The organism is Danxiaibacter flavus, assembly GCF_041060425.1.
Classification (GTDB): Bacteria; Bacteroidota; Bacteroidia; order Chitinophagales; family Chitinophagaceae; genus Danxiaibacter; species Danxiaibacter flavus.
The window spans coordinates 129,795-149,012 of the sequence record NZ_JAULBC010000006.1; the positions used below are offsets into that span (position 1 = coordinate 129,795).

Annotated in this window: 18 protein-coding genes; 10 read left to right on the forward strand and 8 right to left on the reverse strand. The window is 41.3% G+C overall.

What is annotated here, in order from left to right:
• Nucleotides 1–176: 176 nt before the first annotated feature.
• Nucleotides 177–5,003 (forward strand): PKD domain-containing protein, encoded by a 4,827-nt coding sequence (locus QTN47_RS17725; protein WP_369330744.1) that lies wholly within the window; start codon nucleotides 177–179, stop codon nucleotides 5,001–5,003.
• A gap of 132 nt (nucleotides 5,004–5,135) precedes the next feature.
• Nucleotides 5,136–6,158: a PorP/SprF family type IX secretion system membrane protein gene (locus QTN47_RS17730; RefSeq protein ID WP_369330745.1), complete on the forward strand. Its 1,023-nt coding sequence runs from the start codon at nucleotides 5,136–5,138 to the stop codon at nucleotides 6,156–6,158.
• A gap of 442 nt (nucleotides 6,159–6,600) precedes the next feature.
• Here QTN47_RS17730 and QTN47_RS17735 read toward each other — a convergent pair whose 3' ends face one another.
• Nucleotides 6,601–7,797 carry a hypothetical protein gene (locus tag QTN47_RS17735; protein ID WP_369330746.1) on the reverse strand — a complete coding sequence of 399 codons (1,197 nt, stop codon included), beginning with the start codon at nucleotides 7,795–7,797 and terminating at the stop codon, nucleotides 6,601–6,603.
• Between the two features lie 458 nt (nucleotides 7,798–8,255).
• Between QTN47_RS17735 and QTN47_RS17740 the strand changes: the two genes are divergently transcribed.
• Nucleotides 8,256–9,149, forward strand: a complete 894-nt coding sequence (locus QTN47_RS17740) for a helix-turn-helix domain-containing protein (protein WP_369330747.1) — start codon at nucleotides 8,256–8,258, stop codon at nucleotides 9,147–9,149.
• A 17-nt stretch (nucleotides 9,150–9,166) separates the two neighbouring features.
• Nucleotides 9,167–10,168, forward strand: a complete 1,002-nt coding sequence (locus QTN47_RS17745; protein WP_369330748.1) for an alpha/beta hydrolase — start codon at nucleotides 9,167–9,169, stop codon at nucleotides 10,166–10,168.
• 197 nt (nucleotides 10,169–10,365) lie between these two features.
• Here QTN47_RS17745 and QTN47_RS17750 read toward each other — a convergent pair whose 3' ends face one another.
• From QTN47_RS17750 to QTN47_RS17765, 4 genes are all read right to left on the reverse strand, one after another.
• Nucleotides 10,366–11,268 carry an alpha/beta fold hydrolase gene (locus QTN47_RS17750; RefSeq protein ID WP_369330749.1) on the reverse strand — a complete coding sequence of 301 codons (903 nt, stop codon included), beginning with the start codon at nucleotides 11,266–11,268 and terminating at the stop codon, nucleotides 10,366–10,368.
• Between the two features lie 227 nt (nucleotides 11,269–11,495).
• Nucleotides 11,496–12,008: a hypothetical protein gene (locus QTN47_RS17755; RefSeq protein ID WP_369330750.1), complete on the reverse strand. Its 513-nt coding sequence runs from the start codon at nucleotides 12,006–12,008 to the stop codon at nucleotides 11,496–11,498.
• A gap of 232 nt (nucleotides 12,009–12,240) precedes the next feature.
• On the reverse strand, nucleotides 12,241–12,747 hold the full coding sequence (locus QTN47_RS17760) for an SRPBCC family protein (protein WP_369330751.1): 507 nt from the start codon (nucleotides 12,745–12,747) through the stop codon (nucleotides 12,241–12,243).
• On the reverse strand, nucleotides 12,744–13,064 hold the full coding sequence (locus QTN47_RS17765) for an ArsR/SmtB family transcription factor (protein WP_369330752.1): 321 nt from the start codon (nucleotides 13,062–13,064) through the stop codon (nucleotides 12,744–12,746). Before QTN47_RS17765 ends, QTN47_RS17760 begins: the two co-directional genes overlap by 4 nt.
• A gap of 269 nt (nucleotides 13,065–13,333) precedes the next feature.
• On the opposite strand from QTN47_RS17765, the gene QTN47_RS17770 reads away from it, so the two are divergent.
• Nucleotides 13,334–13,543, forward strand: a complete 210-nt coding sequence (locus QTN47_RS17770) for a hypothetical protein (protein WP_369330753.1) — start codon at nucleotides 13,334–13,336, stop codon at nucleotides 13,541–13,543.
• A gap of 180 nt (nucleotides 13,544–13,723) precedes the next feature.
• Here QTN47_RS17770 and QTN47_RS17775 read toward each other — a convergent pair whose 3' ends face one another.
• The 3 genes from QTN47_RS17775 to QTN47_RS17785 all read right to left on the reverse strand — a co-directional run bounded on the left by QTN47_RS17775 (nucleotide 13,724) and on the right by QTN47_RS17785 (nucleotide 15,063).
• The gene (locus tag QTN47_RS17775) at nucleotides 13,724–13,978 is read right to left on the reverse strand and encodes a DUF7660 family protein (protein WP_369330754.1); all 255 of its coding nucleotides are present in this window, start codon (nucleotides 13,976–13,978) and stop codon (nucleotides 13,724–13,726) included.
• 132 nt (nucleotides 13,979–14,110) lie between these two features.
• A complete protein-coding gene (locus QTN47_RS17780; protein WP_369330755.1) occupies nucleotides 14,111–14,644 on the reverse strand; it encodes a hypothetical protein in 534 nt (177 codons plus the stop codon).
• A 152-nt stretch (nucleotides 14,645–14,796) separates the two neighbouring features.
• Nucleotides 14,797–15,063, reverse strand: a complete 267-nt coding sequence (locus tag QTN47_RS17785; RefSeq protein ID WP_369330756.1) for a hypothetical protein — start codon at nucleotides 15,061–15,063, stop codon at nucleotides 14,797–14,799.
• 220 nt (nucleotides 15,064–15,283) lie between these two features.
• On the opposite strand from QTN47_RS17785, the gene nusB reads away from it, so the two are divergent.
• The 5 genes from nusB to QTN47_RS17810 all read left to right on the forward strand — a co-directional run bounded on the left by nusB (nucleotide 15,284) and on the right by QTN47_RS17810 (nucleotide 18,698).
• Nucleotides 15,284–16,207 carry a transcription antitermination factor NusB gene (gene nusB, locus QTN47_RS17790; protein WP_369330757.1) on the forward strand — a complete coding sequence of 308 codons (924 nt, stop codon included), beginning with the start codon at nucleotides 15,284–15,286 and terminating at the stop codon, nucleotides 16,205–16,207.
• A 15-nt stretch (nucleotides 16,208–16,222) separates the two neighbouring features.
• Nucleotides 16,223–16,669: a DUF1573 domain-containing protein gene (locus QTN47_RS17795; RefSeq protein ID WP_369330758.1), complete on the forward strand. Its 447-nt coding sequence runs from the start codon at nucleotides 16,223–16,225 to the stop codon at nucleotides 16,667–16,669.
• A gap of 30 nt (nucleotides 16,670–16,699) precedes the next feature.
• Nucleotides 16,700–17,050, forward strand: a complete 351-nt coding sequence (gene yajC, locus QTN47_RS17800) for a preprotein translocase subunit YajC (protein WP_369330759.1) — start codon at nucleotides 16,700–16,702, stop codon at nucleotides 17,048–17,050.
• 308 nt (nucleotides 17,051–17,358) lie between these two features.
• Nucleotides 17,359–17,958: a dephospho-CoA kinase gene (gene coaE, locus QTN47_RS17805; protein ID WP_369330760.1), complete on the forward strand. Its 600-nt coding sequence runs from the start codon at nucleotides 17,359–17,361 to the stop codon at nucleotides 17,956–17,958.
• A 386-nt stretch (nucleotides 17,959–18,344) separates the two neighbouring features.
• Nucleotides 18,345–18,698, forward strand: coding sequence for a hypothetical protein (locus QTN47_RS17810; RefSeq protein ID WP_369330761.1), 354 nt, complete (start codon nucleotides 18,345–18,347; stop codon nucleotides 18,696–18,698).
• Nucleotides 18,699–19,218 lie beyond the last annotated feature (520 nt).

The window sequence follows — 19,218 nt, forward strand, 5'->3', positions numbered from 1 at the left end:
CTTAGCCGTAACCCATTGGTTTGTGCTGCTTTAATGTGTTATTAAGCATTGTAGAACAACATTTAATTGATTATACAGTTAGTAAATATAATATTGTCGGCATGATTTTTTATTGCCTAAGAGCTAATTAACTGTTACCGACTGGCAGGATATAAAATGAACTAAAGCAACTCAACTTGGGGATACGGCTAATCTTAGAAACACGGGTTTGGGCTATTCTTTGTAGCTGTCTTTTTGCTTGCGCTACCGTTGCTCAGCCAAAAGCAGATTTTACAGCGGACTCAACACAAGGGTGCCCTCCGTTAGTTGTGCATTTCGCTGATCAGTCAACAGGTAATCCAACTGCCTGGAAATGGGATCTCGGCAATGGTGTTATTTCTACTGATCGCAATCCAAGCACCATCTATTTAAACAGTGGTTCTTATACAGTTAAACTAACCGTCTCAAACGCTGCAGGTGAAGACTCCGTAATTAAAACAAGTTATATTGTTATCGGTGAGTTACCGCAAGTAAAATTCTCTGCAACGCCTTTGCAGGGATGCGCTCCGCTGAATGTGCAATTCACTGACGCCAGCACTTCTGGCGGTGGCACAATTACCGATCGAACCTGGTACTTTGGGGATGGTTCAACCGACAGCAACACACCCAATCCGTTGCATACATATACAGCCGGCAATACATATAGTGTAACGCTTATCGTAAAAAATAGTCTTGGGTGTAGCAAAAGTGCGCAGCAGCCTGCCATGGTAAAAGTAGAAGGTCCGGTTAATGCGGATTTCAGCTTTACCAGTACCAGCAATTGCAAGCCGCCTACTGACGTAACCTTCCAGAATAATTCAACACAGGGAACATTACAATACCAATGGAATTTTGGAGACGGGGCATCGTCAACCGATATAAATCCACAACATACTTATACAACCGGCGGCACATTTAATGTTCAGTTGATCGCCAATTCCCCGCTCGGTTGCAGGGATACAATCAGCAAAAGCCTTACAGTTGGTGCAACAAAGCCTGATTTTTCTGTAACCTCTGGCTGTAGCAACCGGCCTGCTGTATTTACCAATACATCACAGCCAACAGCGGCAAATGCTAAATGGTATTTTGGAGATGGCCAGGAAGCCACCGGGGTAAATGCTTCACATGTGTACACTGCAAACGGTACATACCAGGTAAAAATGGTTGGTGTGTTTAATGGTTGTACAGATTCCATAACAAAAGCTGTTACTATAACAAACACGCCGGTTGGGGATTTTACATCTCCCAATGCCGGTAGTTGCAATGCGCCGGCTACCATTAGTTTCAATAGTAGTGTTCCCGGGGCTGCAAATTTCTTTTGGGATTTTGGTGACGGAACAACTTCAACAGATCCGAATCCAATCCATACATACACTGCAATAGGATCATACAATGTTAAACTTGTGGCTGCAACAGCCGGTGGATGTTCCGATTCAATGACGAAGCGCGGGTTTGTGAAGATTGGGCCGGCAACGATTGTACGCCTCATTAATACACCTTATTTGAATTGTGCACCAGCGTCCGTTAAACTTGGCGCGCAAATAAACAGTTCAGAGCCCATCACGTACATGTGGGATCTGGGTGACGGCACTACATCTAATAGTCCGGCACCTTTCCACAAATACAATACTGTTGGCAATTATACTGTTCAATTAATAATAAAGACTGCAAGCGGTTGTTCAGATACATTAATAGTGCCGGATGCCGTTGTATTAACCGATCCTCCAAAGGTTAATTTTTCTGCAACGCCGGTTGATGTTTGTGCAAGTACTCCAATACAATTTACAGATCTGTCGACTGGCAATATAACAAAATGGTCCTGGCATTTTACGGGCGATGACTCAAGTTATTCACAGCAAAACCCTATTCATGTATATAACGACACAGGGTATGTAGATGCAACTCTTACGGCTTATAATCAGGGTTGTGCAGCAACATTAACAAAAAAAGGTATCGTTCATCTGAAAGGACCGGTATCACGCTTTGCTGTGCTTACGGATTGTAATAATAGGCTCGTTAAGCAATTTTCAGACAGTTCACTCATAACCATCACTCCGCCAACACAGTACACCTGGGATTTTGGAGATGGTAGTCCCGTGTCAACTGAACAAAGTCCAAAACACATATATAGCAAGACGGGCAACTATGTTGTTACTTTGACGACAACGAATGGCGAGTGTACTTATTCATTGCAAGTGCCTGTGCCTGTAGTTGACGAAAATCCGTCCTACACTTATCAACTGCCTAATTCGAATACAAGTTTATGCCGGAATGATTCTGTGCTATTTAAAGCAACTTCTTACACCCCGGCCAACATAGCAGCATTCTACTGGGCCTTTGGCGATGATTCTACTGCAGGGCCGGCACAAATTGACAGTACCATTTGGCACAAGTATAAGACAGCCGGCAGTTATCAGCCAATGCTTGTAACTACCGATATATTGGGGTGTAAAGACACGGCCCTGGGTAATCTGAAGCTAGGTGTTTATGGCCCCACTGCTGCATTTACCAACCCTACAGGAACCTGTATTACCGGAACAGTGACATTCACTGACCAATCGCAAGCCGATGGCTTACATCCCATCACAAGCTGGATCTGGAATTTTGGGGACACCACTGCACAAACTTTTACAGCGCCACCATTCAGTCATACATACAATACGGCAGATAGCTTTAATGTCGCTTTAACTGTTGTGGATTCTTATGGATGCCGCGATTCTGTTACCAGGAAGAGTGCCATACTGGTAACACATCCTGTTGCATCTTTTTCTGTTCAGGATACCATCAGATGTACAAAGACAGATATTGCTTTCTCCAATCTTTCAACAGGTATAGGATTGCATTATACATGGTCGTTTGGCGACGGAACAACTTCGCAGGCATTTAGTCCAACACATCAATATGCATCTGCGGGCATATATACAGTCAGGCTCAATATAGTTGACACAATGGGTTGCGTCGACAGCATGGTTATGACGAACAAGATAAAAATTATGGATCCGCAATCGTCATTTAACCTGCAGGATACTTTTTCCATTTGTCCACCATTCAAGATCGAGCCTCAAAGTACAGCTACGGGTTTTGCATCTCTGCAATGGATTTTTGGTGATGGAAATATCTCGACCGACACAATGCCAACGCATTACTATTCAACAGCTGGCGTATTTAACCTGCAACTGGTGGCAAAAGGATATGGTCAATGTACAGATACAGCTAAGAAAACAATAATTGTAAAAGGTGCTACAGGAACTTTCACCTATCCAACTTTTGGTCAGTGCGCGCCTCAAACGATTGCTTTTTCCGCCGATGTAGAAAATGCGACAACCGTGATCTGGGATTTTGGCGACGGCGATCTGAATACGGACAATGTTGAGCAGGTTTCACATACATACAACGAGGCCGGTATTTACCAGCCATCCCTGTTATTGATTGATGACAATGGTTGCAAAGTGGGTGTTCAGGGATCAGAGTTGATAAAGATATCGGGCGTGCGTGCAGGCTTTGGCGCAAGCATACAGGGTGTTTGCGATTCCTCGCTTGTATTGTTTACAGATTCAACGCAGACCTTCAACGATTCTACTATAAAATATCATTGGGATTTTGGAGATAACACAACGGTAGATAACGTTTTTAATCCTTCGCATACTTACGCTAAGACAGGCATTTATACGGTAAAACTGGTAATTGATTCAAAGCTTGCATGTATAGATACAGCTGCACTAAACCTCGATATAAAAGTATATTCCAGCCCGGTTGCAAGCATTCTGTCTGCTGATAGCACATGCGCCGGTGTGCCGCTTACACTACAGGGAAAAAACTCGGATACACTTGCTGTAACCTGGACATGGTTGATGGAGAATACAACTTCCCTAACGGGCGATTCGGTGCAATACGCTTTCAGTAATGCCGGACAGGCCAATGTTCAGGCCATTGCTACCAACGCATTTGGCTGCGCCGATACTGCAACCAAAAGCGTAACGGTTATAGGAAAACCTGTAGTGGATGCGGGTTTAAACGCAATCTTATGCGAGGGGCAAACAAAGCAATTACAGGCAACCGGCGCGTTAACCTATGAATGGTCGCCAGCTGCTTCGCTTAGCTGTACCACATGTACATCACCAATGGCAGCGCCGGATTCTACAACAATGTATTATGTTACCGGTTATCTGCTGGCAAATTGTTATACTACTGACTCCATTCAACTCATTGTAAAACATCCCACAACGGTGAATTTAAAACCGGTTGATACCTTATGTGCCGGTAGCTCGGTTCAATTAATTGCCTCAGGCGCGGAAGTGTATAAGTGGCAGCCATCAACCGGGTTAAATAATACCGGTATACCAAATCCACTGGCATCACCCGTTACATCTACAACGTATACAGTAACCGGAGGCGATAGTGCAAATTGTTTTAGCGACACTGCAAGTGTATTGGTGAGAGTTTTTCCGATGCCTTCGTTTAATATCATAGATAGTGTGATACTCATGAATATCGGTGACGAAAAAACCATTTATACTACCAGCTCACCGGATATTATCAGGTATAAATGGGAACCCGATAAATACCTTTCATGTAACGATTGTGATACACCTGTAACGGCAGCCAAAGTGAGTATTCGCTACAGGGCAACGGCATATAACGAAGGCGGTTGTTCGGTGTCTGATGTAGTATCTGTTCGTGTTAGCTGTAGTGGAGAAAATGTATTTATACCTAATACATTCTCCCCGAACGGAGATGGAATGAATGACTATTTCTTCCCGAGGAGCAGATCTCCGCTAACGGTTAAGTCTATGCGCATATTTAATCGCCTGGGCCAGGTAATGTTTGAGCGGACAAACTTCGCGATGAATGATCAGTCGAATGCCTGGGATGGCACGTTCCAGCGTAATAAACAACCTGCGGATGTATACGTTTATGTTATAGAAGTGCTTTGTGATAACAACAACAGCATTACAATGAAAGGAAATGTAACGTTATTGAGATGATAGCAAGTGAAACGTGAATAGTAAATAGCGAATAGTGAAACGTGAATAGTGAATAGTGAATAGTGAAGGGTGTTACCATATTACAATAGTAAAAAGAATGAATAGGAAAGATCAATACAAAAATATTTGCGGATGAAAAGAATCGTCATCATATTACTTATTGTGATGAGCATAACGCGAACCGGGCTTGCGCAGGATCCGCACTTCTCTCAATTTTTTGAAGCACCACTACTAAGAAATCCTGGCCTTGCAGGCTTGTATGATGGAGATATCCGGGTACAGGCTTTGTATCGCAACCAATGGAGCAGTGTTACAGTTCCATATCAAACCACTTCTTTAAACGCTGAATATAAGCAGCCGTTAAGGGGTGAGGATTATATTACATTGGGTATGCAATTGTTGCAGGACAAAGCGGGCACTACAAATTTTACTACGACAAATATTCTTCCCGCTGTTAACTATCATAAAGCATTAAGCGGAGAAAAGAACAGGTATTTATCATTGGGGTTCATGGGTGGGTATGTGCAACGAAGGATCGACCGCAGCAAAATAACTACCAACAACCAGTTTGACGGTGTTGGCTGGAATCCCTCACTTTCTGATGGAGAAACTTTTCTTACGACAAATTACAATTACTGGGATGCAAGTGTTGGGATGAGTTACAATTCAAGTTTTGGCGATAAGCCGGAGAATCTCTTTTATATCGGTTTGGCGTACCATCATTTAAACCGGCCTAAAAATTCTTTTTATAAGAATCCCAACATTGAGCTGAACGCCAAATGGGTATTAAGCGGCGGGATTAAGTTTGCATTAAATGAAGTAAGCCTGTTTACTATCCAGGCTGACGTAAGCCGCCAGGGCGACTTTGTGGAAGGGGTAGGAGGTGCATTGTATTCCTATAAACTTGGGCCAGAACCGGATAATCCCGATTATATAATAAGTTTTGGGGCTTATCTTCGGGCGCGGGATGCATTTATCCCTGTTGTTAAACTGGATTATCATCCGTTTTCTGTTGCGCTCAGTTACGATGCCAATATATCTCAGTTAAAGACTGCCAGTCAGTCAATGGGTGCGATAGAAATATCGCTCTCTTACGTGGGATTTTTAGATAAGGGCAACAGCACCCGTAACGCTGTATTGTGCCCCAGGTTCTGAACATAAAACAAAGGGGCAGGCTCTTGCGCAAGCAAGAGCTTTTTTTATCAGGTATGGATAGGGTTGGTGCAAGGAATGATTATTCATGTTCTTTTTTCCCGATGCAATCGGGACTGAATTGGTAGACACGAATGATCCTTCAGAACACTTACGCCAAAGCGGCGAGTTCTATTGCGCAGTTGATTTCAATTCATTGCCGTCTGCCCTGCCCGGATGCGGCCAGACGGGCTTAAGCTTAATGTCATTTAGTTAAGAATATTTAAAGCTCCAGCGGAGCTCCCTGTTTGTAGAAAACGGGGATTTTAAAATATCATCGGACTCCAGCGAAGTCTCCTGTAATGCTTGACAGGTAGCACCTAACGGAGCTTGAACGATCTGTTTTTTTCTTTCTGCAAACGGGATGCTCCTACGGAGCGACACATTCAAAATTCAAACAAACAAATTAGTGCGCCAGTATTGAAGGGTAAGCTGCCAGGAACAACGAAACAAATTCGCTGCTGCTAAGTATATGTCCCTGCTTTTGTGCATTGTCAGCAACCTGATATGCCCATTCAGCTGAGGCCATTCTTTGTGTTGGAGTGCCGTGATGATTAACATTCGTAAATCCGCAATCGCCAATGTTAAAGAACACTTGCAAAAATTGTTTAACCCTTTTCCATTGCATGGAAGCGCCTCTCGCATGGGACAAATAGTAAGCGGAGAAAGCATCAGCCATCAACTCCATTTTCCTTGTGTTTTCCGGTGATGACGTACTGGGATACAAGTTCAACTGAAACTGTATGTGATGTCCAAATTCATGTGCCAATACGGCCTGGGGCGCCACATCACCATAGCCAATACCAGTATAGCCATCCAGTATTCCATCGCCCATTACAATCTTTGATGGAATTGTTCCGTATGGCGGAAAATCAAACGAACTTTGTGCGAAAGCATTGAAAGTAAATATCGGATGATCCCCCTTTCTATACTGTGGTACATCGTTCATCAGAGATATGATCAGGTCGGCCCAAAACTCAGCATCCGTTTGTGAATCACCGTATAGTATCATATCTATTCTTATAATTCTATCTCTGTCAAGCAACATATTTCCATGCATTGCCACCATAATGATGTCGGCAGACTGTATGTCCCAAAAACGTTTCAGGTCTTTAAATGTTTTTGTAAGCACATGGGTGTATTCACCGTTTATGCCAAATGTTTGCCCGGCTTCACTGTTTTCAAATAACAATGCATCGTAGGTGGGAAAATCCAGCATGCCGGTTATTGATGCAAAGAAGATTGTATTTTCATCCCAGTCACTAAGCTGTTCATTAAGCCACTGCCTTATTGGAGTATTGGAGTTACAAACCGGCGCACCCGGAGCCTTTAAAGCCTGTAACACCACAGACTTATATTCAGGATGCTGCTGGAGTAAATTACTCACGTGCGTATTCAAATTGTGTTCGGGTAGAGATAAAGACGAACGTAACGATGCAAGTCTTGCAGAAACATCCGCCGCAGTTCCCGTTTTTCTCAGACCATTTGTACTTTTTGATTGCGACGAATTAGGTGACTGATTTAGCTTTTCTTCTTTTGTACAACCCTGGAGCAACATAAGGCATACGGCAATCACAGCCGCATAAAGGGAGAGGATTCTCATACTTTTAAGGTTTATTAGTTGGAGGAAATAGTTAGCTAATACAAATTAATGTATAGATATGCAAAGTCATAATTTATTGTGCTGTTTTTTAAAAAAAAGCAACAGCTTTAAATTAACCGCGATCGCAATCCATTAAGCATGTGAAAGCACTTCACACGCTTAATGGATTGGTTGACACCAGTGATTTTGCTGAACATATCAGGCTGTTTGTGAAAGTATGCGGCAATGTCCCTATGCGGCATGGCAGGCATTAGCCAAAAATCGTTATCAAAAATTTTATCAATAAAACTACAACCAGATTGGTTGACTCAGCATAAGTATATTGCACACATAGCCCGGCTGCATACTTGCCCAAGGAAGGGAATTGCAAGTCCGGTGAATAGTCCTGGTTTCGGATCATTAGAAAATCACAGACTTTTTTTAATTTTATAGAAGACGAACAACGCCAATTTAACGATATGGTTGGTCAGTCGTTTCTACCAGGTCCCGCTTTGCGGGAATATGTTAAAGGGTATCAGCTATGGCATTTTACATTTCCGGATGCCAATGATTTACCCTTTAAACCATATGCGCCAAGGCCTGAGCAGACGCTCATTTTTTGTCCTCGCGGTGTTGAACAGGTGACGCATGCAGGTAGCGATAAAATCATCAGGCGGACCCGCTCTTTTATTATGGGGCAATTTACCGAACGTACCAATCGTTACATGGGAAGTACTGACTATGTCGTCCTCCTGGTGACATTTCAACCTGGTGTGTTGTACCGCATTACCGGCATCCCTTACGCCGAACTAACCAACACATTTGTCGATGCCGAAGCTGTTTTCTCAAAAGAAATGCGACTTGTTAATGAACGTCTTAACAGTACCGATGATCCGCTGGAGATGATTCGGATTGTTGAAAGTTTTCTTTGCTTTTTACTGAGGGACATAAAACGGGATATGCATCCACTTGATGCAGTTGTCAATCTTCTGCTTGAACGGCCTGAAAATTTTAAGCTGCTACATCTGGCAAGAGAAAGTTTTTTATGTACGCGGCAGTTTGAACGAATATTCAAAGAGCGCATGGGCATTAATCCGAAACTGTTTTCCCGCATCGCCCGTGCTTATAAGGCATACCGTATAAAATACCAGCATCCCGAACTGGATTGGCTTGGTATTGCTTTGTTTTGCGGTTATCAAGACTACCAGCACCTGGTGAAGGACTTTCAGGATTTCGCCGGAGTACCTCCAAATCTATATCTTTTAGAAGACAGCAAAGCACCGGAAAGACTGTTGGGAGTTCGGGATCTCTCTATTTTAAAAGATGTCGTTTTTTTACCACTGAATTCAACGAAGAGCGTCTCAATTTTATGAAACAAAATTGAGGCTGTATGAAACTTGTATTCATCTCTCTCGTTATTTGGCTTTGTAGTTGTGCGACAATTTATGCGCAAAAGTGTGGGTCAGGAAAATTGGACCCCAGAGTTGCAGATGTACTTAAAGCAGGTCTTGGCGATTTTCTTTCAACGTATACCACTTCGGTGGAAAAGATAAGGGATCTAAAATTTGAAACTCCCGATTTTCCCTCATCTGATGTGAAGTATTTGAAAGTTACTGCCGACAGCATTCCAGTCCAGGTTTACAACCCGGCACATGCTACAGGCATGACTATCATCATTAGTTATCATCCCGGTGGTTTTGTAACGCCTATTCTTCCTTCCATGAAGTATGATTTTTGGAGACAGGCAAAAAACTACCAGGCCATAGTGTTCGCAGTGGATTACAGGGTAGCTCCCGAAAATAAATATCCTGCTGCGGTTAACGATGCATACAATGCATTTAAATGGATCGCAGACCATGCTCAGGACTACGGTGGGGATACCAGTCGTATTGTATTGTCAGGGGCAAGCGCTGGTGGAAACCTTGCCGCTGTCGTATGTCAGAAGGCGAAAAAGGAGGGTATAGCCCACAAAATAAAATTACAGGTGTTGAACTGCCCTTCAACAGATAACCCGAAGAACTATGCAAACTATCCATCATACCAGCAAAATGCCTCCGGGTATTTTTTGTCTAAGAAGTTTTGTCTGTACTACATATCGGTTTATGCACCGGACGAGGAGCTAAATAATCCGGAAGTAGCACCTGTTCAAAGCAAAGATTTGTCCGGGTTGCCTCCGGTGGTTATGATTGCTGCTGAATTTGATCCGTTACATGACGAAGACTTAGCTTATGCTGAACGATTAAAGAAGGCCGGGGTTAGGGTTTGGTATAAATGTTTTCCGGGACAGATACATTGTCTCTTGGGACTTCCGCCTGATGCGGAGGAGTTAAAGGAGTTAGACAGATTGATTATGACCTCTATAAATCAATTGCCGGCAAGTAAAATTAAATGAAGAACGTGCATGAAATACAGTTACACGGAGACACACGGAGAATACACAGAGCTTCACAGAGAATGGCTTCTGATCTTCAGAAACGAATTGTGATCTGGCAATAACCTCAGTCCTCATATCTGTTATTGGCACGACAGGAGAGGTCTCCTGAATATTAACCTGATCGTGATATTTTATGAGCGCTTGATATTGACAACTCACATTGACCTAAGAAATGTAATAATCGCCCTTGTGAATTCCTCAGGCGCCTCCTGAGGCAAATTATGTCCTATTCCTTTAGCAACTCTTCTTTCATAACCGCCTTCAAAATAACCGGCATCTTTACCTGTTCCCGAAAACGGTTCAACTCCGTCGGCTTCTGCATCTAATATTATAGCCGGTACTTTTATTGCTGGCTGCTTTTGCAGCAACTGTTCCATCATTTCAAATTTCGGTTCGCCATTTGCTAATCCATATCGATGTCTGTACGAATGCACTACAATATCTACAAAATCGGGATTGTTGAATGAAACGGCTGTTGCTTCGAAAGTGTCGTCATCAAATTTCCAGGTTGGAGACCAGTTTTTCCATAAAAGCTTACAAAGTTCTTTCCTGTATTTTGTCAACCCGAGGCGTCCGCGTTCGCTATGGAAGTAGTATTGATACCAATTCAGCATTTCAATTTCGGGTGAAACAGGTTCTGAATATTTTGCTATGGTCTGGATGTTATACCCCGCCATTGATACAAGTCCGGTAATGCGTTCAGGATAAAGTGCAGCAACAATACAACAGGCACGTCCGCCCCAATCATAACCACCCACAATTGCTTTTTGTATAGATAAGGCATCCATTAACGCAATTAAGTCATAGGCTAGTGCAGCTTGCTGACCAGAACGGATGGTATCAGGAGATAGAAATTTTGTCGGTCCGAACCCACGTAAGTATGGAACGATAATCCGGCAGTTTTCAGTCACCAGGATTTTTACTACTTTATCATATGCTCTTATGTCATAGGGAAATCCGTGAAGAAGTATAATAGTCGTGGCATCAACACTTCCACTTTCTTCATAAGCAATGCAAAGGTCTCCTGCGTTAATGTATTTTAATATGCCCAATATCATATCATTTATTTTTTGAAATGGGTGTATTGTACACAACGGCTAAAGCTTGGCGAAGAACTGATAGCATTCCTGTCAGCCCGAACCCATGCTAGATTTATAACTAATGTTCATTGTTATTAATGTCGCTAATTTATAACGTCATGCTCAGTACTAAAGTTGAATAGCAAAACAAAAATAAAGGTTGGCATTCGTGCAGCCGGATTCTTAGCCAACCTTATTGTTATACACTACATTTTTCGATAATTATTGGCTACAGTTATTCCTAAATTAGTCTTGCATATTTTAAGATGTAAGTTTTGTCCAACAGGATAACTAAGTGGCGAGTATAGTGTGATCAAACTGTCCCCACTTTTTATAGTATAAGTGTAAACAGTGTGAGAACGTCCTCCGCCGGTGCTGCTTTTATTTACGATAGACGCTTTAATCAGTTTCCATTGCTTATTTGTTGTATAATAATCAACGTATTTAATTAAACCACTTAATAAATACATCGGCAATAGTGTTATCATCATTAAGATAATGGTCATAAAAACTTTATCCTTAACGGTCAGGTTTTTTATTCTTTTACCAATAAATATGAATACTGGAACTGCTGAACAGAAATATAATATTGGTAACAAAAAGGCATCTGTGTCATTAGAGTTCTGAAAATCATCTAATTCGTTTCCATGAAGCAATATCATCAACACAATTGCTGCTATCGTAAAGATTATTATTTCTTTTTTACCTGAGGATTCCATGTCAATATTTAGTATACGACTGATAATTACGCGAAGGTATCCTTCCTGTCCAAAGTTGCGGCAATTTTATTTTCTCCTCGATCTCTAATAGATCCTTTCAATTACCGCAACTTAAAAAATATAAAGTAAGCTTCGCAAATACAAAACAAGCTGAGGAATTGACAGACATGTGATCGTGCGGAATCTTCGTGGCAAAATGCCTTTTCTGAACATTTGTTTTAGCTGCAGTTTTTTACTGTTGAGGTTGCGGCAAAGTTGCCAACAGATTTTCCAAATTGATCATTGACATTTTAAATCCTTCTGTAAAGCCCATTTCAATCATCTTTTCCATACGGGCAAGAGATTCATTATAAATAGTAATACTGACTTTTGTCTTTCCGTTTTCTTCGCTGAAAGTGTAGTCCCAATCAGAACCTGGCAATTCAGGATTTTCATCTTTGTCAGCAAAAGCATTAAACATTTTGAAGTTGGTTTTCGGGCTAATGGAAGTGTATTTCTGAATTGCCCAACGCTCATGACCCTCAGGGCTTACCATCGCATAAAATCTTCGCCCGCCAACTTTGAAATCCATAAATTTTGTTTTTGATGACCACGGTTTAGGCGCCACCCATTGGTCAAGAAGTTCAGCTGTGGTAAAAGCATCCCATACCAGCGAAAGCTCGGCATCAAATTCCCTGGTTATGAATACCGTTTTAGTTGCTTTATCAACGGTAAAATCAAATAGCAGATTGTTTGTCATTTCTTTTGTTTTTTTAGTGTTGATAATACGTTGTCGAGTTGATTAAATTTTGTTTTCCAGATTTGTCTGAATTGGTCTAACCATTTATCAATCTCTTTCATTTTTTCAATTTCAAGAGAATAATAAATTTCCCTGCCATGTTGTTCCTGTTTTACGAGTTCACATTCAGTAAGTATGCGCAGGTGTTTGGAAACAGATTGTCGTGTAGTCTGGAAATTGTCCGCAATGGCGTTTGGTGTCATTGCCTGCAATGCAATCAGGGTAATAATAGCCCGCCTTGTCGGGTCGGCTATTGCCTGGAAAATGTCTCGTCTCATAGTGTTTGAATTTTCGATTGTGCAGCCAATCGGTTGCAAATATACGTGCAGCTATTCGGTTTCGCAAATTTTTTTTCAAGATCGCTTTTTTATCGAGATACCTTGTTAAACCCTAACTTCGCTTCTCCTAAATACACTACATATGTCTACAAACAAACTAATTATCTGCAAAGCCCGTGCTATGGTGTGGAGTGGCGAAAGCCCCCAGTGTTCGTAGTGAACATAGGACACCTAAAGCACGGGCTTTGCATCTCCTAAATCACTACATTATGGCAGTAACATTTGGCAAAGACTCTATGTCAATTGAATTAAGCAAGACAAATATCTACGCTGATTTTTACGAAATGCAACTAAGTTTGATCAACCTGATGAAGAACTATGTTTCCAATGATTATGGGCAAGGTGATGGTTCAGAAATTTATCACGGCCTGGAATTATTGGAGGCAATGCTGATAACGCCCGATCAAATGAAGATGTAAAACGAGCCAAGCATATTCTTGATGTTACAAAAGCCTGCATGTTGCGGGCTTTTTACCTTTTAATAATGTACTGTCTCTGCTAGCGCCGATGCAATCGGCTTGGAATTAGCAGACACGAGTGATCCTTCGGAACACTCGCGCCAGAGGACTGATATCACCCTGTATAATATTTGCAACTTGTTACTCATAGATTTTCGTTCCCTTTAAAATGTCAGCAAAGACTTTCCATGAAGGTGTGTCTGCATTGATCGTTTGGTTTGTGTTGTCGTAGTAACCTTGGATGTCTTGAGTGTAGGCAATCATTGCTTCTAAAAATCTTTCAAGGTTGGGATTTTCCCACTCATTTTGATTATTCAAAAAGTCCTGGTAAAGTAACTCCAGGAATTTAATGAATGATTGCCTGTCTATTACTTCAATATCGTAGGGAGTGTCCATAATTTTACTGATAATTTTAGGCTCTGCGGTTGCGGCGTTACTAATATTCCATTAGCCCGGGTTTATTACATAAGTTTAATGAATTTCAAATGACGAGTTTTATTCGTCTGCTGCCATGAAGCAAAGCCCGTGTTATGTGCCAGTAAAGTCTTCTAGTTCTTTCGCATAATATTTTTCTATCAACATATAGCCAATCATAAAATCGACAGTATATTTTTTGTTATCAATAGTTATTGGTTTTGCATTTTTGAATTTTGCTTTTGTGACTAAAAAGTCCTTAATAAATTTTTGTCTTTCTGTTTGCAAAATAAGGAAGTAGTAGCTGTCAAACTTAAGGATGTCATATATTTCTGAAGCCTTACCGGAATGCACTACTAACGTGCTCCTGTTTTGCCGCGCCCATCTTCCACTGTCGAGCTTTGAGTTGCCGTAGCAATCGTGCCCAAACTTTTCAAACGTTCCGTTGCTGTCGAGAACAAGTCTAAATCCAGCAAAGCCATTTGAGATGTGGTATGTACCTGATAGATCAAGAGCTTTTATTGCGTTAACAATTGTCAGATCTTCGATGGCATTATAAGCACTTATTGAAGAAATTGCTTTGACTGTTTTTTGTCCGGCTACAACCGTCGAGAAAACTAAAGTGATTATTGACAGAATTTGCTTCATTAGAGAGTGTTAGTCTATTTGCTCATAAGTCATAAATATACGAGGGATCTCAGAATTGGTAGACATGAGTGATCCTTCGGAACACTCGCGCCAGATCGGAGGAATTGATAGACACATGATCTGCCCAACCCTTTGTTGGCAGCATAGGCACTCTAGTCGATTTCATAGTCATCTGAAAAATCAGTTTCTCCTGTAATACAAGTGAAACAGCCTTTTCCGGAAATAGCGGATCCTATTACCCATAATGAGTTTCCACAGTCACATTTTATGCCGTCCTTTTTTAGCTGTTTGATGTGCAAAATGTTTCTTCTTAACTGGGCTAAGTCCTCCTTTGGATTGCTCATCTTATATTTTTCAATAAAATTGTCGATCGATATTTTAGTGAATTTATAGCCTTCAGATTTTGGTTTAAAAGTCATGACGCTGTTTACTTTCTGGGATTTTATTTATTTCTGAAATGGTAGTCAATATTTTTCTGGTGTCAAATGTAATTTGTTTTGTCAAACGCATTGATTTGGTCAAACATTAGTTTTAATATTTATAGGATTGTTCACAACTCCATATCCGGTAATACGTTCATTTGCACACCTGCACATTCGCACATTTGCATTATCTTCGCCGCTGAAAAGCTCTTTATAAATGATTAGTAGAAGAAATATCAGAGTTAAGGTAATGCAGTTGATCTACTCACTGGAATCCATGGATAACTCGAAAGCAGACCCGGTAAGAACACTCCAGAAGCAATTTGATCAGTCCCGCCAGTTATTTGTGTATTTGTTGTATTTTTTAACGGAAGTTACCCGTTATGCTGAAACGGATGCCAGGGTAAGAGCTTCTAAAAATCTCCCTTCGTACGAAGATCTTCACGTAAATACTAAAATTGCAGGTAACGAACTGCTGTGGCGCATCAGGGAAAGCGGTTCTTTCCAAAAAGCAGTTGAAACAGAAAAGCCGGAAGCTATCCTGGACTATGATATGGTGAGAAAGATCTATACGGAACTGGTTGCTTCTGATCTTTATAAAGAATATATCACCGTTGAAGGACGTGATAAAAATACCGAGCGCGACATCATCAAATACATATTTACTGATCTTATGCTTCCTAACGAAGATTTTATTTCGCAGGTGGAAGAGCTGTTCAATAATTGGGATGATGATGCCGATATGATGAATCAGCTAATTCTCAACTACATACATAAACCAGCTTCGTTTAATCTGCAGGATATTGTTGGGGATGACAAATGGAAGTTCGCCAGGAATCTTCTTACTACATCCATGGAACGCAAGGAACAGTTAATGGAGCTGATCGTTCCAAAGCTGAAGAACTGGGATTCAGAAAGGATTGCCATATTAGATATGATCTTAATGCGAATGGGTGTATGTGAATTCCTGTATTTTGAAACAATTCCTCCCAAAGTGACTATTAACGAATACATTGATGTTGCAAAAGAGTACAGTACGCCTCAAAGCGGCCAGTTTGTTAACGGTATTCTCGACAGTATTCATAAAGAGCTGCTGGCTCAGAATAAAATTCAGAAAATAGACTTCAAACAAAAAATATAACAGAGATTTGCACCTATGAATCAATTAAAAGTGCTGATTTTTGCTGCAGTTTTATTTGTTGGAATGGCTGCTTGTAAAAATGAAGCATCCTCAAATCAACCTACAGCGGAATCGAAAAAGGCCCTTGCTGATACGGCTAATTACACAACGGTTCAATGGTTGGATTCCATTTACAATTTCGGAACGGTGGCGAAAGGCGAGCAGGTAAAAATGGTTTTCAGATGCAAGAATACAGGTGAAAAGCCGTTGATCATTACCCAGGCAAGGCCGGGATGTGGTTGCACAGTGGCTGATTTTACAAAAAATGCCATTCCTCCGGGAGGCACAGGTGAAGTTACCGGCGTGTTTGACAGTAACCGGGGCAGCGGAATGGTACATAAATCCATATTCGTTGTAACAAACACCAAACACAACACCGAGCATATTTTAATTTTCACAGGAGAAATAAAAGAAAAAAGTTAGTCAAGCTTAAATACACAAACAATGAATCAAATGAATGCAATTTTATTAGCAGCCGGGCAAGGTCAGGCAGGTGGCGGCGGAGCGTTTCAGCTAATCATGATGGGTGCCATTATATTGGTATTCTGGCTCTTTATGATCCGTCCACAGGCTAAAAAAGCAAAAGATCAAAAGAAATTTATCGATAACCTGCAGAAAGGCGACAGGATTGTAACTATCGCTGGTATTCACGGTACTATTTCTAAAGTAAATGAAGACAATACCATTCAGTTGGAAGTTAGCCCTGGCAGCTATATCAAGATCGAAAAATCTGCTATCAGTCTTGAATGGAGCAATGCCATCAACAAGGCAGCTACTACAGCAGCAACAGCAGAAAAGAAATAGACTTAATTTATAGTAGGAGTGAAGAGGAAAGCGGGTGATCGTTTTCCTCTTTTTTGTGGAGAATAGGTGTTAAGTATCAGGTGTCAGGTATCAGGTTTCAGGAGAGAAGTTTAAGGTGTGAGGTATAAAGCATAAGGTGTGAGGTATGAGGTATGAGGAAAAGAGGGAAGGTGCCAGTGCTTTTAGAAATCAGACATGAACAAATCCTACATCAGACGTGCCATCGAACATATTACACCGTACATCGTACATCGTACACCGTACATCCCACATCGTACATCGTAAATCGTACATCTAACATCAAAATCGTGGTTTTAAAAATCGGTTTAACCGGCGGCATAGGCAGCGGCAAAAGTACAGTCGCAAAAGTGTTTGGTACACTTGGTATACCTGTATTTGATGCAGATAGTGTTGCAAAAAATATCATGAACGAGGATCAGCATTTGCAACAGCAAATACAGCAAACTTTTGGAGATGGTGCTTATTCTGATGGAACGCTTAACAGGAAATATCTTGCGGATCTTGTATTTAATGATCCATTTAAGCTGGAGCAGTTAAATGCGTTGGTCCACCCCGCAACTATACAAGCCGCGGAAGAATGGATGAAAAAGCAAGATGCTCCTTATGCTATAAAGGAGGCTGCACTGCTGTTTGAAGCCGGCTCTGCAGGACATCTCGATTACGTAATAGGCGTTTATGCGCCACAGGCATTGCGTATAAAACGTGTGATGGATCGTGAACAGGTTGGTCGCCAGGATGTCTTAACGCGCATGAGCCGTCAAATAGATGAGCAAATAAAAATGCGTTTGTGCGACTTTATTATAATTAACGATGAGCAACAAATGGTGATTCCACAAGTACTGAAACTACACGAAAAATTGTTGGATATAGCTGGTAAAGAAAAATAGCTGACAAATTTGCCGCGCCGGCAGGTAATTTGCTTAACCACAATCAAAAAGGAGATGACGGCATATTTTTTTTCGATAGCCCGCAGGGCTTAAAGCTTAATGGAAGACCTGATATGCATGGAGCTTCTTGTTCGTAGGACATTAACCCTTCTATGTGGTTGAAGCCCGAACCTGCTATGATGTTCTCAATTCGGAAATTGTTATTAACCTGAATTCCCTACCAGGAAAACTTTCACCGTTCTTAGATCTGTCATTGGCACAGAGCTCTTAGACAGCCCCGCAATCTTTCAGCGCATTTAACCACCGCGCTGCCTTTTCATGAAAAAAATGATGATAATGTCTTTATCAAATTGCAATTTTATTAAGTTTACGTATAGACAAGTTGCATGATAAAGAACATATTGTATATCGGTGCTTTCATACTGGGCATGTTTCTTTTGTTGTATGTTTTATCTTATATCTTTCTGCTCCCTTATCTCGCGCAAGTACAAGTACCGGCAAGATGGCAACAGCTCAGTCTCCCTGTTACAAAAGAACAAATGACAAACTATCTTGGTGATCCGGCTTCGGAATTACCTCCGAATGAAACCAATTGGATCAGGCACAACAATCGCTTTACCTACACACTCACTGCTCACTACGATACATTACAAATGTGCGACCGCTTTACCATTCGTTATAAAGTACACACGTTCTTTTACAGAAGGTCTGGAGTGGTGAAGGTGGATAGTGTGAGGTGAGAAAATGTACGATGTTAGATGTACGATGTTAGATGGCGGGAGAGGAGTAAGGTGTAAGGTTTAAGGTATTAGGAGAGCCATTGGCAGTCAGCTATTAGCTATAAGCTGTCAGGGGTGAGGTATCAGGTATCAGGTATCAGGTATCAGTGTCTTGTCCCGGATAAATTCGCTTCTCAGCATTTGCACATTCGCATATTTACCAATTCGCATATTCACTCATTTGCATATTTGCACATTTACTCATTCTCCCCGTTTTCAATTGTCAACCGTTATTGTCCGACAAAATTTCAACAATTTGAGTCGTAATCCTTATTGGATAATAGTTCCCGAGGACTTCTGTCAAATTAATCCCGAAGCCCGCCTGACCGGACGGGCAGGGGATGGAATTATTATAGAATAATATATAGGCCTGTAGTAAACCCCGACGGGCAATGTCATTAAGTTAAGAGTTTTCATATCAAACCGCTTATAAAATATCACCATCAGTTCTATATTCGGGAGACCTCTCCTGTCGTCGAGG

Bases quoted from the DNA above. Each gene is read 5' to 3' on its own strand.
- QTN47_RS17730 (WP_369330745.1), top strand. From the start codon at position 5,136: ATGAAAAGAATCGTCATCATATTACTTATTGTGATGAGCATAACGCGA.
- QTN47_RS17735 (WP_369330746.1), bottom strand. From the start codon at position 7,797: ATGAGAATCCTCTCCCTTTATGCGGCTGTGATTGCCGTATGCCTTATG.
- QTN47_RS17740 (WP_369330747.1), top strand. From the start codon at position 8,256: ATGGTTGGTCAGTCGTTTCTACCAGGTCCCGCTTTGCGGGAATATGTT.
- QTN47_RS17745 (WP_369330748.1), top strand. From the start codon at position 9,167: ATGAAACTTGTATTCATCTCTCTCGTTATTTGGCTTTGTAGTTGTGCG.
- QTN47_RS17750 (WP_369330749.1), bottom strand. From the start codon at position 11,268: ATGATATTGGGCATATTAAAATACATTAACGCAGGAGACCTTTGCATT.
- QTN47_RS17755 (WP_369330750.1), bottom strand. From the start codon at position 12,008: ATGGAATCCTCAGGTAAAAAAGAAATAATAATCTTTACGATAGCAGCA.
- QTN47_RS17760 (WP_369330751.1), bottom strand. From the start codon at position 12,747: ATGACAAACAATCTGCTATTTGATTTTACCGTTGATAAAGCAACTAAA.
- QTN47_RS17765 (WP_369330752.1), bottom strand. From the start codon at position 13,064: ATGAGACGAGACATTTTCCAGGCAATAGCCGACCCGACAAGGCGGGCT.
- QTN47_RS17770 (WP_369330753.1), top strand. From the start codon at position 13,334: ATGGCAGTAACATTTGGCAAAGACTCTATGTCAATTGAATTAAGCAAG.
- QTN47_RS17775 (WP_369330754.1), bottom strand. From the start codon at position 13,978: ATGGACACTCCCTACGATATTGAAGTAATAGACAGGCAATCATTCATT.
- QTN47_RS17780 (WP_369330755.1), bottom strand. From the start codon at position 14,644: ATGAAGCAAATTCTGTCAATAATCACTTTAGTTTTCTCGACGGTTGTA.
- QTN47_RS17785 (WP_369330756.1), bottom strand. From the start codon at position 15,063: ATGACTTTTAAACCAAAATCTGAAGGCTATAAATTCACTAAAATATCG.
- nusB (WP_369330757.1), top strand. From the start codon at position 15,284: ATGATTAGTAGAAGAAATATCAGAGTTAAGGTAATGCAGTTGATCTAC.
- QTN47_RS17795 (WP_369330758.1), top strand. From the start codon at position 16,223: ATGAATCAATTAAAAGTGCTGATTTTTGCTGCAGTTTTATTTGTTGGA.
- yajC (WP_369330759.1), top strand. From the start codon at position 16,700: ATGAATGCAATTTTATTAGCAGCCGGGCAAGGTCAGGCAGGTGGCGGC.
- QTN47_RS17810 (WP_369330761.1), top strand. From the start codon at position 18,345: ATGATAAAGAACATATTGTATATCGGTGCTTTCATACTGGGCATGTTT.